The 12990-nt window shown below is 46.1% G+C and carries 13 protein-coding genes; all 13 read left to right on the forward strand.

The genetic code is table 11. From position 1 onward, the window contains the following. The first annotated feature begins 414 nt into the window (after positions 1-414). Entirely contained in the window at positions 415-1911 is a 1497-nt protein-coding gene (yabN, locus tag BK120_RS30630) for a bifunctional methyltransferase/pyrophosphohydrolase YabN (protein ID WP_076271292.1), read from the forward strand. A 180-nt stretch (positions 1912-2091) separates the two neighbouring features. Then, a complete protein-coding gene (locus BK120_RS30635) occupies positions 2092-2364 on the forward strand; it encodes an HU family DNA-binding protein (RefSeq protein WP_053373361.1) in 273 nt (90 codons plus the stop codon). Positions 2365-2367: 3 nt separating this feature from the next. Further along, positions 2368-2658, forward strand: coding sequence for an RNA-binding S4 domain-containing protein (locus BK120_RS30640; protein WP_076271293.1), 291 nt, complete (start codon positions 2368-2370; stop codon positions 2656-2658). A gap of 130 nt (positions 2659-2788) precedes the next feature. After that, positions 2789-3532, forward strand: coding sequence for a YciC family protein (locus tag BK120_RS30645; protein WP_076271294.1), 744 nt, complete (start codon positions 2789-2791; stop codon positions 3530-3532). 166 nt (positions 3533-3698) lie between these two features. Then, entirely contained in the window at positions 3699-3986 is a 288-nt protein-coding gene (gene yabP, locus BK120_RS30650) for a sporulation protein YabP (protein WP_076271295.1), read from the forward strand. Beyond that, positions 3983-4591, forward strand: coding sequence for a spore cortex biosynthesis protein YabQ (yabQ, locus tag BK120_RS30655; protein ID WP_076271296.1), 609 nt, complete (start codon positions 3983-3985; stop codon positions 4589-4591). Before yabP ends, yabQ begins: the two co-directional genes overlap by 4 nt. A gap of 8 nt (positions 4592-4599) precedes the next feature. After that, positions 4600-4908, forward strand: a complete 309-nt coding sequence (locus BK120_RS30660) for an FtsB family cell division protein (RefSeq protein WP_076271297.1) — start codon at positions 4600-4602, stop codon at positions 4906-4908. Positions 4909-5056: 148 nt separating this feature from the next. Further along, positions 5057-5575, forward strand: coding sequence for a S1 domain-containing RNA-binding protein (locus BK120_RS30665; protein WP_076271298.1), 519 nt, complete (start codon positions 5057-5059; stop codon positions 5573-5575). Positions 5576-6078: 503 nt separating this feature from the next. Further along, the gene (spoIIE, locus tag BK120_RS30670; protein ID WP_076271299.1) at positions 6079-8571 is read left to right on the forward strand and encodes a stage II sporulation protein E; all 2493 of its coding nucleotides are present in this window, start codon (positions 6079-6081) and stop codon (positions 8569-8571) included. Between the two features lie 675 nt (positions 8572-9246). Then, the gene (locus BK120_RS30675; protein ID WP_076271300.1) at positions 9247-9972 is read left to right on the forward strand and encodes a vWA domain-containing protein; all 726 of its coding nucleotides are present in this window, start codon (positions 9247-9249) and stop codon (positions 9970-9972) included. After that, positions 9956-10879, forward strand: a complete 924-nt coding sequence (locus BK120_RS30680) for a protein kinase domain-containing protein (protein WP_076271301.1) — start codon at positions 9956-9958, stop codon at positions 10877-10879. The genes BK120_RS30675 and BK120_RS30680 overlap by 17 nt, the downstream gene beginning before the upstream one ends. Before the next feature lie 39 nt (positions 10880-10918). Next, complete coding sequence (gene tilS, locus BK120_RS30685) at positions 10919-12331, forward strand: tRNA lysidine(34) synthetase TilS (RefSeq protein WP_076271302.1); 1413 nt, start codon at positions 10919-10921, stop codon at positions 12329-12331. A 49-nt stretch (positions 12332-12380) separates the two neighbouring features. After that, entirely contained in the window at positions 12381-12920 is a 540-nt protein-coding gene (hpt, locus tag BK120_RS30690) for a hypoxanthine phosphoribosyltransferase (RefSeq protein WP_076271303.1), read from the forward strand. The last annotated feature ends 70 nt before the right edge of the window (positions 12921-12990 follow it).

A 12990-nucleotide genomic window follows, 5' to 3' on the forward strand; every position in this document is an offset into this window, starting at 1 on the left:
AATAACTCTCTCAAATAGATAAACTATTTTACGATAGATACGCTATTGAGACTAAACTATCCGTTATGCCCATATCCCATATTGTTTCCTACGAATTGACTATTTCAAATATGAACATCCAGTGTGATATGCTAATCGCAAGCAATTTTTACGGCTATATTGATGTTTTTGCCAAATTGGTTCATTATTGATTTTTGAGCAAAAATAAACGATGATTAGTCGTGTTTTTATGTATGTGCGCTAGTTTTCGAACTTATTTTTGAATGCATCAGAGCTCTTTACCGAACATACTTCCGAACTCGTTTCAATCCCTATAAACGACCCTAAAAGGTCTTTTTTAAGCCGCTGGCATTATAGCTACTCCATCAAATTTCGACCATAATACGAATGAATAGTTAAGGAGGCTTTACCACTATGGCAACCCCATATCTTACTGTTGTTGGGCTCGGCTCAGGTGATCCTGACCAAATGACGCTTGGCGTATGGCGCAGGCTGCAGGCAGCGAAGAAAATTTTTGTCCGTACGGCTGAGCATCCTGCAATGTCGATGCTTCTGGAAATCGGTATGGAATATACCTCATTTGATACTTTGTATGAGCAGCATGACTCCTTTCCGGATGTGTACAAGGCAATAGCCGAGGCGCTTATTTCCGAAGCGAAAAGCATGAGCACAAGCGTGGACGAGCCTATTATTTATGCGGTTCCCGGGCACCCAATGGTTGCTGAACGCACGGTTCAGCTGCTGCGTGAGCAATGTCCGGAAGCGGGTATTGAGCTGCAAATTATCGGCGGTGAAAGCTTCCTTGATCAAGCTTTTATTAGTCTTGGAATCGATCCAATAGAAGGTTTTGCGCTGCTTGATGCAGCTGAATTACAGCCGTCTTTGTTGCAGCCGCAGTTGCATACTCTGATTGGACAGGTGTATGATGCCTTCACGGCATCTGATGTTAAGCTTGCGCTTATGGAGCGTTATCCCGATGACTACGAGGTTGTGGTAGGGCATGCTCTTGGTGTTGCGTCCCAGCAGCAGATCATTCGCGTTCCGCTATACGAGCTTGATCGCACACCTGGTTACGGTAATTTATCGTTGATTTGGGTACCGCGCTCTGATGATGCAGCGCTTCGCAATCGTTCCTTTGAGCGATTGCATGAAATTGTATCTATTCTTCGCAGCCCTGAAGGTTGTCCATGGGATCAGGAGCAGACGCATCAGTCTATCCGTAAAAATTTTATCGAAGAGCTGTATGAAGCGCTTGAAGCCATCGATAATGATGATCCGGATGCCATGCAGGAGGAATTTGGCGATGTTATCCTGCAAGTGATGCTTCATAGCCAAATGGAAGAAGAGACTGGCGCATTTTCTGTCTATGATGTGATACAATCACTTAACGAGAAGCTTATTTTCCGCCATCCGCATGTATTTGGTGATGTTGATGCGAGCAATTCGGAAGAGGCGCTGGTTAACTGGGAACAAATGAAGGCCGAGGAAAAACGAATAAAAGGAACCGATGTTTCGCGTACATCGGTGCTGGATGGCATTCCTCCAGATCTGCCAGCACTCATGAAAGCCTACAAGCTTCAGAAAAAAGCGGCTAAGGTAGGTTTTGATTGGGACGAGCTTGGCCTTGTGCTTGCCAAGATTGAAGAGGAGCTTGCAGAGCTGCGCGCAGCGATAAACTCACAATCGGAAGAGGAGCAGGCAGCTGAGCTTGGAGATTTGCTGTTTGCAGTCGTCAATGCCTCGCGCTTCATCCACGCTGATCCGGAAGAGGCGCTTTCCCGCACGAACAAAAAATTCCGCAGTAGATTTGAATATATTGAGGAACAGCTTCGTATAAGCGGTAAAAATTTTGACCAGACTGATTTAACAGAAATGGATCGTTGGTGGGAAGAGGCAAAGCGTCAATCCTAGCTTGCAATTCGTCATGAATCGCCTTTATTCCGCAACAAACGCAAAAAATTTTCAAATAGCGGCAGGATTTATTTGCTACAAGGCAGAATAAGTATTCTTCGTGAGAGTAAAAATGGGAAGCAAAGGCGGCGCCACAAGCGTCGACCACAAATAATGGTTAAAAATTAGGAGGATTTTATAATGAACAAAACAGACTTGATCAACAACATTGCAGAAAAAAGCGGTTTGACTAAACGTGACGTAGAAGCAGTACTTAACGGCTTCTTGGGCGAAGTAACAGATGCACTTGCTGGTGGCGATAAAGTACAATTGATCGGCTTCGGTACTTTTGAAACTCGCAAACGTGCTGGACGCACTGGCCGCAACCCGCAAACAGGCGCTCCAATCGAAATTTCAGAAGCAAAAGTTCCTGCATTCAAAGCAGGCAACAAGTTGAAAGAAGCTATCCAATAATCTATGCGATTAGATAAGTTTCTTAAGGTATCCCGGCTGATCAAACGCCGTACCGTTGCGAAGGATGTTTCCGAGCAAGGTCGCGTATGGATCAACGGCCGCGAAGCGAAAGCTAGCAGCGCCGTCAAAGTCGGTGATGAGCTCCAAATCCAGTTCGGTCAAAAAATCGTAACCGTTCGCGTTGAGCGAATTGCGGAGACGACCCGTAAGGATGAAGCCGGAGAGCTGTATACCTTGGTGAAAGAAGAGCAACGCCAGCGCGAGAATACGCTCGACTGGGAAGTACCGCAATAACAACAAGGCTGCCTACAAGCATAATACTTGCAGGCAGTCTTTTTTTGTGCCCAATAAGTAGCTTCTAAATTTTACGAGATTCGCTGTTTCAACCTCATAAATTATGTTTATATACTCGGAGGACTATTCGATGAATCATCTGCAGCTGCCCATTCCCGAGTATCGGCGAAAGGGTTTTTCATTGCTTGCGCATGCTTGTGCTCTCTATTTCAAAAACATTGTACCCATTATATTTTTAACAGCGATAATAACGATTCCGGTTGAGGCTATTAAAAACTATTACTATTTTGAACCGGAAGACGGCATTATTTATATGCCCGCCAACAGGATGGACAGTGTGACCATTTTATTTTTCCTATGTGTCATCACGCCGATGATTATTTATTACATACTTGGTAAAATGACGGGGAATAGCAGTGGCATTGTGCAGCCCATTCTGTGGGGGCTTCGCAAATGGCCGCGCATGATTGTGTATACTTTTCTACACGGAGTCATTGTAATTGCGGGATTTATCGTATTTATTGTTCCGGGTTTCTTGTTTGCCGTATGGCTGATGCTGATGCCTATTATTGTTTCTATTGCTGATACATCACGGATAAATCCGATGACAGTTAGCCGTGATTTGGCACGCTGGCGTTATTTCAAGCTTGTAGGCTATGCGATTAGCGGATACGTTATGATCATAGTGCTTACCAGCATTATTGTTTTTATTTTCTCTCTCTATGTGAATCAATCATGGATAACCGCGACGATATTTGATTTATGCTATAGCCTATTCAACCAGTTGGTAACCATTGTACTATTGCTAGTTTTTTTACAGGTATATACAGAAAGAAACGACGACGCGCTGAATGCTATGAATCAAGCAGATTAGGTTCTAATTCTCGTCCACGCCCCATAAGCTAGTCTTAACATATAAGACAGGATAAGCTTTGCGCCTATGCCCTTCTTATATTTGAACGCGAAACGTATGCTGCGCCGCACTAGCTCGGCTGTAGCCGTTTACGCCAAGACATGTTAACGAAGCGGAGGACGAGTCTATGGTTGACCAAGGCAAGGGGCAGAAGCGTCAGGAAGTCAAAATGCTAAATCGCAAGCTGCTGGAGCTTACCGGCGTCGTAAACGTAGAGAGCTTTGACAGCGAAGAGTTTTTACTCGAAACAGAGCTTGGCTTCTTGGAGGTTAAGGGCCAAAATTTGCATATGAAGCTTCTTAGCCTTGAACAGGGAATGGTAACTATTGAAGGACTCGTCCATTCGCTCGCCTATATGGACAGCAACAATTCCTCCTCTAAATCCAAAGGATTGTTCGGGAAGCTATTTAAGTGACGCTTAATATGCAATGGTTAACGATGGCGGTCATGCTATTATCAGGCCTTGGCATGGGAACAGTATTCGACGGCTACCGAGTCGTGACGAATGAGCTCAAGCTTCCGCGCTGGTGGCTTCCGGTGCTTGATGTCGTTTACTGGATGGCAGCAGCATTGATCGTCTTTCGGGTACTGTACGCTAGCAACAATGGCGAGGTGCGAGCGTACGTTTTTATCGGACTGGCTATTGGGATGGTCATCTATTATTTCTTTTTTAGCAGTATCGTTATTCAAGTTGTAAAATGGATCATCGGAGCCGTTCGCAAACTAATCCAAATTGTGCTAAAATGCCTGGATATTCTTATCGTTAAGCCGATTTTACTGCTCTATAAGTTGGTAAAGGTAATTTTGGCATTTGGGTCTGCGCTCACTATTTTCACTCTAAAAATTGTGATACAATTAGTCCGTCCATTTTGGAAATTGTTTGTTTGGATGGCAGGTCCAGTCATTCGTCCGCTTGGACGGTGGCTATCGCGCTACGCTGCCAAATGGCAATTAGTTGGCAAGCTGAGAGGATTTGGACAACGAATAGCTCGATTGTGGAGCAAATGGTTTAGGAGGTAACACCGCTCATGGCAAAAGCAGCTGAGAATAAAACGCCAGGGAATGCTGGCACAAAACGCCGGTTCAAACTATGGATGATGTTCATCGTGCTATTTATGGGCTGGGCGGGGTATACAATTTTTGGCCAAATGCAGCAGAAGAACGCAACAGGTTTGAAGCTGACTACAATTCAAGATAAGCTTGATGTTACCACCAAAGAAACCGAGGAGCTTAAACGTCAAATTGAACGATTAAACGACCCAGAATATATCGAACAGCTAGCAACAAAAGAGCAGGGCATGGTAAAGAAGGGCGAGCAGCAAATTTTCAGTGACTAATTAGGGCGTCAATTCGGGTGAACGTCTGTTGACCTTACTTGAACGGTTCGGTTATAATCACGTTAATAGCGTTTTCGCAAAACTTTTAGCATATGCTTATGAATTCAGTTTTGCTTCGCATAACTTTTAGGGAGGAACATTTTATTTTATGGCAATTGAAGTGGGCGCTAAGTTAGAAGGAAAAGTGACAGGCATTACGCATTTTGGGGCATTTGTCGACTTGTCGGGAGGTGTCACGGGTCTTGTTCACATTTCGGAAATTGCTGATAATTACGTCAAAGACGTGAAGGATCACCTGAAGATCGACGATGTCGTGAAAGTCAAAGTGATCAACGTGGACAAAGACGGAAAGATCGGGCTTTCCATTAAGCAAGCCATTGACCGGCCAGAAGGCCAACCAGCGCCACAACAACGCGAGCGTCACAGCGGAGGCGGCGGTGGAAGCACTGGCGGTAGTGGTGGTGGTGGCGAACGTTTCAACCGCGGTGGCGGTGGTGGTGGCGGCGGACGTCCCTTCAACAAGCAATCGGCTGGCAGACCGGCATACGGTAAACCGTCATTCGAGGATAAAGTGTCACGGTTCCTGAAAGACAGCGAAGAGCGCATCTCCTCTTTGAAGAAGAATACGGAGGGCAAACGCGGCGGACGCGGTGCCAAGCGAGTATAAGCTGAATCGTCATAACATTATACATGAAGCAGAACCTAACCGGTTCTGCTTTTTTTGCGTCCAGCTGCACAATATTCCCTGCGATAATAAGTAAGCGCATACAGGTTGCTGTCGAAGCAGGACAATAAGACTGCGTATATGCTGGTGAATGTTTGGACGAGCCTCTAATTGTCACGGTCAATGTCGTTTGTAAAGCGCGCAGAATCGTAAAAAAAATACTTTTCTCTAATCCTCCATCATTCCCGACACATTATAACCTCGATTCGCCATCATTTCGAAAGCACACAACACATATTTTGTTGTCGGACCTGTGTGATTTGGTTGTGCAGGAGGCATTGAAATCCCATACGGGATATATGTTTGACAGTGAAATGACAATGACCGCAATGCCATTTATTTTTGTCGGAAAAAATTTACAATTCAGTTGCTTTAACTGACAAACTTTATGCGGACAACCTCCTATAATGAAAAACACATTACATTCGGAATGGTGGTGTCTGCTCATGGAAAAGGAAAACGCGGTTGTGCTTCCAGGTATGAAACGGTTAGGACTAGCTCAGACGATGTTGCAGAAAGGTCGGGAATGGGCGGCTGCAAGGCGGTTCATTCAAGTCATTTTAGCAAAAAAGTGGACGTTTCTACTCGTAGGTGTAGCTTTCTTGCTCGGAAGAGCGGTTATACTCGAATCGCTGATGCCGTTTGCCATTGCTTATTTCGCCGTTATTTACTTTATGAGAAGGGATATTTACCCGTGGGTAGCAATATCCTTAGTAGCCGGGAGCTGGTTTGCAGCTGATCCTGCCCCGATGTGGATTGCGATGGAAATTGCTGTACTCTTTCTTTTCCTAAAGGGATTAGAAACCTACGAGAAGGCAGAACTGTCGACGGCGCCCATTCTTGTGTTCGCATCAACGTTAATGGTGCAAATGTTCAGCGTATTTATAGGGGACGAGCTGAGCTGGTACAATTTCATGCTCGTTGTGGTAGAGGCAGCGCTTGGTTTCGTGCTCACATTGGTGTTCATACAAGCGATACCAGTGCTTACGATGACCAAAAAATCAGCTTCTCTCAAAAACGAGGAAATCATTTGTTTAATGATTTTACTCGCGTCGGTTATGACGGGGGCGGTTGGATGGGTGTTTTACGGAATGTCGGTAGAGCATGTGATGTCACGTTATATGCTGCTCCTCTTTGCTTTAGCAGGGGGCGCGCCGCTTGGCGCTTCGGTCGGTGTGGTTGCAGGACTCATTCTAAGCTTGGCTGATTTTGGTGCAGTCGTTCAAATGAGCTTACTCGCTTTTGCGGGCTTGCTTGCTGGTCTGCTGCGTGATGGCGGCAAAATGGCAGCGGCATTCGGAATGTTGCTTGGAACATCGATTTTATCCATATATGTAGGAAGCCAGGCTGATGTTATGAGCTCAACCTGGGAGTCGGTAGCAGCCGCAACGCTGCTTATGCTGACGCCGCGTATTATGATCCGCACGATATCAAGGTATGTGCCGGGTACGAATGAGCATGCCAAATCGCAGCATGATTATGCGAAGCGGGTACGTGAGGTGACTGCAGACCGCGTATCACAGTACTCAGAAGTGTTCCGTCAGCTGTCAAAGAGCTTTGGCCAGCTGGGTAGCAGCGTTACGACGGTTAAAAGGGAGGATGAGATCAGCCATTTTATGAATGCGGTTGCTGAGCGCAGCTGTGCCAGCTGCCATCGGCAAAATGCTTGCTGGGAGGACAAGTTTTTTCATACGTACAAAATGATGACCGATATGATGACGGTCGTTGAGGAGAAGCGGATTCCGTCCCCTAAGGAAATACCGCGTGCGTGGTCGGCGCATTGCGTGAAATCCTCGCAGGTTCTTGTGGATATGAGCCAGCAGTACGAGCTATATCAAAATAATATGCACTGGAAGAAGCAAATATGCGACTCCCGTCAGCTTGTAGCGGATCAATTGCAGGGGGTATCGCAGGTAATGGAGGATTTGGCGAAAGAAATTAAAAGGGAGGGACAAACGCTTCATCTGCAGGAGGAGCAAATTCGAGAGGCGGTGGAAGGACTCGGTTTATCCGTACAAGGAATTGATATTGTGAGCTTAGAGGAGGGGAATGTGGATATAGAGGTGTATCATACGTTTGGACAAGGCTATGATGAGTGCCGAAAAATAATCGCGCCGCTGCTTAGTGATATTTTGGGAGAGCATATTGCAGTGAAATCGGAGCACTCCCCAACGAGAAGCGGTGAGCCGTCCCTGGTCGCGTTTGGCTCAGCCAAGCAGTACGAGGTGGAGACGGGCATAGCTGGTGCAGCTAAAGGAGGAGATCTGCTGTCTGGCGACAGCTTCAGTATGGTGGAGCTTGGAAATGGCAAGTTTGCAGTTGCGATCAGCGATGGTATGGGCAATGGTGAACGTGCGCGTCAGGAAAGCAGCGCGGCATTGTCGATTCTGCAGCAGCTGCTGCAGTCAGGCATGGATGAGAAGCTGGCCGTGAAGTCAGTTAACTCGGTACTCTTATTGCGCTCATCCGATGAAGTATTTGCTACCGTCGATTTAGCGATCGTTGATCTGTATACGGCGCAAACGACGTTTATGAAAATAGGATCAACGCCAAGCTTTATTAAACGAGGAAATGAGGTTATTCCGATAACTGCGAACAATTTGCCGATTGGCATTCTTCAAGATATTGACGTCGACTTCGTCTCGATGCAGATGCAATCGGGCGACACGCTCGTCATGATGAGTGACGGCATTTATGATGCGCCGGGCCTTGCGGTTAATAAAGAGCTCTGGATGAAGCGAATTATTAGCGAGCTGGCGACAGATGATCCGCAGGAAATGGCGGATGCGCTGCTTGAGAAGGTGGTTCGTCATCATAATGGAGAGATTATTGACGATATGACCGTGCTTGTAGCACGTATCGATAAGCATTTGCCGGAATGGGCATCCTTCCGTTTTCCGGGTGTGACGCGCATGGAGCGTCCAAGGACGGTGAGCTGAGTATTGAAATAAAATATGGACTGTGAAATCATTTATAAATTTAAAACAATGATGAATGGATACTTGAACGGTGAGCTTGTATCTATGATATTCATTGAGCAAGCAGTAGCCTATTTGTTGTCGGCTGACTCACGCTGACAGGAAATGGGCTATTGTTATGGTTTGTTACATAATAGCAAGCATATAGTACATAGAAGCTTTAAAGTGACAAAGACATGACATGCTCTGTTGAATTAACTCGCGAAGCGGAATTCACACTAATATTAATACATACACGTAGATTTTATTTTTGAAACATCAATTTGTTGCTGCATTCATTTATCACTCAATTACGACCGATGAAAGATAAAGGGGCATATGAAGTTTAGTGATTTTCAACTGTGGTGCATAGTAAATGCTTAAAACAAAATAGTTATACATATTGCTATGAATATCAAACCTATTTTCAGTGAGTGGACGGAAGTGCCTTATTAATACAAGTAATATTGGTTTGTTATATGTGTAAATATCATTTTTTAACTAGTCTAGCTGTTTATCCCTCTCAAAAAAGGCAAAGCTAATAGAAAGGCAAAGGGCGAAGCCTATGCTTACGAAGCTGCGTTTGATTCTCAAACGCTAAGCCTATGCTTACGAAGCCGTGTTTGTTTCTCAAACACTTGAGGAGGGTAAATCATTATGAAGCAAATATTGTTGATTACAGATGGATGCTCTAATGTGGGTCTAAGTCCAGTCATAGCGGCAGCACATGCGCAATCGGAAGGGATTTCAGTAAATGTAGTAGGCGTACTCGATCATGGCGATGTAGGTGAGCTTGGCGCGGCTGAGATTGATGAGATTGCGCGTGCGGGCGGCGGTCTAAGCAGGATGGTAAATATGCGTCAGCTGTCGCAGACGGTACAGATGATGACTCGCAAGACTGTAGTGCAGACGATTCAACTAGCAGTTCAAAAGGAATTGAAGCAGGTGCTTGGCAACGGCTCAATCGAAGCATTGTCACCGGATAAGCGTGGCGATGTTGTACGTGTTATCGACGAGCTGGGGGAGACATCAAATTTGCAAGTGGCGCTTCTTATTGATGCCAGCGCCAGCATGAAGCCAAAGCTGGCGGCTGTGGAGGAGGCTATACGCGATTTAATGCTCAGCCTGCAAGCGAGACAAGGGAAAAGTGAAATCTCGGTATTTCATTTCCCAGGCTCAAGACATGGGGATGACTGTTTGATGGATTTGAGCTGGACGAGTCACTTGAATGGTGTGCACGCCATCTTTCCGAAACTGCAAATGGGCGGAACCACGCCGACGGGCCCTGCGATTATGCATGTCATTGATTTTTATCGTCAGGGCGATTATGGTAGACAGAGCAGAGATGAAACGGATGGGATGATGAGTGACTACGTCGTTTAAAGTTGATCTTCGCCGTGGCATGGTGGTGGTTGGCAAGTGGAAACAAGGGCGTTACCGGGTAGAGAGGTTGCTTGGAGAGGGCGCAAACGGTAAAGTATATCTCGTACAGCGTGATCGCAGCTGGTATGCGATGAAGCTCGGTTTAGATGCACTCGATCTGCAATCGGAGATCAATGTGCTGCAGTCGATCGCCAAGCAGAAGCAATACGGGCAGGAGTCCTTTTTGTTCGACGTAGATGATTTGTACGGTCCGGATGGAAAGGAATATCCTTTTTATATTATGCGCTATGTACTGGGAGCTAAGCTGGACGATTACCTAAAGCAGCATGGTTCGGAGTGGTTTCCGTTAGTTGGCTTGAATCTGCTGGGCAAGCTGACAAAGCTGCACCAAGCAGGATGGGTGTTCGGCGACTTAAAGGTGGAAAATGTGCTTGTTGCCGATTATGGTCATGTTGAGCTGGTTGATTTCGGCGGGGTGACTGCAGCAGGCAAAGCCGTTCGCCAATTTACTGAGATTTATGATCGGGGCTACTGGAATGAAGGCTCGCGATCTGCTGATCCGAGTTACGATTTGTTCTCGTTTGGTGTGCTTTGCATACAGCTGCATGAACCAAAACGGCTTCATCAGTTAACGGTGGAGCTATTGCCGCAAAATCGCTCAGCTATGGAGCTCATCCAGATAGCTGAATCCAGCTCGGTATTAAAGCCAGTTGCCGGATGGCTACGTAAAGCTTTTGCGGGACAGTATTCGGACGCGGGTGAGGCTTCAGCGGCTTGGCGTTTACTGATGCATAGACGAGACACGCATAGACCCTCTGCTACACCAGGGTGGTTAAAGGGGCTTGCTGCCCTGTCAGCGGTCTTGCTTGGAACGTCGGTTTACTGGCTCATACGCAATGTGCTGTAGCGGCAGCACGCAACGGGAAGTGAAGGTGAGGTGCAATCTATGAATCTGCGAAACGAGCTTGAGAAAACAGCTGCAGACCGCAGGCTTTGGTCGAAAGGGGATTGTATTGTTGTAGCGGTGTCCGGAGGTTCGGATTCGATGGCGCTGCTGCATATGCTGTCTGCTGTAGCGAAGAGCAATGAAATCTCCATTATTGCAGCTCATGTGAATCACGGCTTTCGAGTAGAGGAGTCGGCGCATGAGCTGATTGTCGTTAAGCAATTTGCGGAGCAGCTAGGGGTTATTTGTGAGACGGTAACGTTCGACATGCCGTCTTATATAGAAGAAACTCGAATGAATGGACAAGCTGCCTCACGCGAGAGGCGGTACGGCTTTTTGCATGAAATCGCGACCAGATATGGAGCCTCGCGTATCGCGCTCGCCCATCATGCAGATGATCAGGCGGAAACCGTCCTTATGCGCGTCATTCGTGGGACAGGCTTAACTGGTTTGGCGGGAATTCTCAGTAAAAGAAGAGAAAAAAACGTGGAACTTATCAGGCCGCTGCTTCGTATGAACAAGTCAGACCTTCTGCGTTACTGCGAAGAACACCAAATTCCTTACTGCACGGACAGCAGTAACAAGGAACGCCATTATTTCCGAAACATCATTCGGTTAGATATTTTACCGTATTTATCAAAGCATAATCCGCACATATCCCAATCCCTTCAACGACTTGCTGAAGTAGCGGGAGCGGAAGACGAATGGATGGAGAAACAAACCGAAGCGTTATTTGCGCAGCTCGTTACGTTATCCCCCAATGAATGCGCGATAAGCTGCGACGATTTGCATGGTCTCCACGTCGCTTTACAAAGGAGATTGATTAAACTAATATTAAGTTATCTTTCTAAGGAAACGGAAAAGATATCTTTCGAGCAGATTGAGACGATGAGGCTTGCTGCTTCCACTCATGCGCCTGCAACTTGGCGAATCGATGCTGGTGCCGGCATATGCTGCGCTCGTGAATATGATAGAATGCGGTGGATTAAAGTGCCACAGCATGTATCCAAAGAAGCGAGTGTCTATTTGTGCGAGGTGGGAAGGGATAAAGCTAGCCTGGCGATCGAGCAATGCGGGTGGACATTTGAGTTTGCTTATACATCAGCGTTAGAAAGTTGTAAGCCTGCATCGCGTTATGAAGCCTGCTTTGATGCGTCGGAACTAACGTATCCGCTCGTTGTTCGAAATCGGCAGCCGGGAGACAGAATTCAGGTTTTAGGATTAAATGGTTCGAAAAAAGTGCAAGATATGTTCGTTGACGAGAAAGTTGCTCCGCTGAAGAGAGAGCTGTATCCATTGCTGTTTGATGGGTCAGGCAAATTACTCTGGATTCCGGGCATTCGCAGATCAAGTCATGCGCTTACGGATGTACACACAAAAGACGTGTTATTCATAAGGGCAGGCAACGAATAAGAAGCACTGGTACACTCATAAACATAGTTAAGCGTAGGGGGATTTACACTTGCAGAACGATATTCAAGAAGTATTGTACGACGCGCAGCAAATTGGTGAGAAGGTTAAGGAACTTGGTGCAACACTGAGTAAAGATTTTAATGGGCGTAATCCGCTCGTTATTTGTGTTTTGAAAGGCGCGTTTATTTTCATGGCTGATTTGGTTAAGGAAATTACAGTGCCGCTTGAAATTGATTTTATGGCTGTATCTAGCTACGGACAATCCACGAAATCATCTGGCGTTGTCAAAATTATTAAAGACCTCGATGTATCTGTCGAAGGCCGAGATGTTCTAATCGTTGAAGATATTATCGACAGCGGATTGACGCTTAGTTACCTAATTGACGTGCTAGAGCGTCGCAATTCGAAGTCTGTTACAGTTGTAACTTTGTTCGATAAGCCTGCTCGCCGTACAGTTGAATTGGAAGCAGACTATAAAGGCTTTACACTGCCTGATGAGTTTGTTGTCGGTTATGGACTGGATTATGCAGAGAAATATCGTAATCTCCCTTATATTGGTATTTTGAAGCCGCATGTTTATCAAAAATAATTGCGATTCACCCGTACATGCCCTTCTCCGTACACCTCTATTGTTATGGAAAGTCATGATATGGTAAAAT

This window comes from Paenibacillus sp. FSL A5-0031 (assembly GCF_001956295.1).
Lineage (GTDB): Bacteria > Bacillota > Bacilli > Paenibacillales > Paenibacillaceae > Pristimantibacillus.

What these genes read in the sequence shown, in the direction of transcription:
- yabN (WP_076271292.1), top strand. Translation starts at nt 415, where the DNA reads ATGGCAACCCCATATCTTACTGTTGTTGGGCTCGGCTCAGGTGATCCT.
- BK120_RS30635 (WP_053373361.1), top strand. Translation starts at nt 2,092, where the DNA reads ATGAACAAAACAGACTTGATCAACAACATTGCAGAAAAAAGCGGTTTG.
- BK120_RS30640 (WP_076271293.1), top strand. Translation starts at nt 2,368, where the DNA reads ATGCGATTAGATAAGTTTCTTAAGGTATCCCGGCTGATCAAACGCCGT.
- BK120_RS30645 (WP_076271294.1), top strand. Translation starts at nt 2,789, where the DNA reads ATGAATCATCTGCAGCTGCCCATTCCCGAGTATCGGCGAAAGGGTTTT.
- yabP (WP_076271295.1), top strand. Translation starts at nt 3,699, where the DNA reads ATGGTTGACCAAGGCAAGGGGCAGAAGCGTCAGGAAGTCAAAATGCTA.
- BK120_RS30660 (WP_076271297.1), top strand. Translation starts at nt 4,600, where the DNA reads ATGGCAAAAGCAGCTGAGAATAAAACGCCAGGGAATGCTGGCACAAAA.
- BK120_RS30665 (WP_076271298.1), top strand. Translation starts at nt 5,057, where the DNA reads ATGGCAATTGAAGTGGGCGCTAAGTTAGAAGGAAAAGTGACAGGCATT.
- spoIIE (WP_076271299.1), top strand. Translation starts at nt 6,079, where the DNA reads ATGGAAAAGGAAAACGCGGTTGTGCTTCCAGGTATGAAACGGTTAGGA.
- BK120_RS30675 (WP_076271300.1), top strand. Translation starts at nt 9,247, where the DNA reads ATGAAGCAAATATTGTTGATTACAGATGGATGCTCTAATGTGGGTCTA.
- tilS (WP_076271302.1), top strand. Translation starts at nt 10,919, where the DNA reads ATGAATCTGCGAAACGAGCTTGAGAAAACAGCTGCAGACCGCAGGCTT.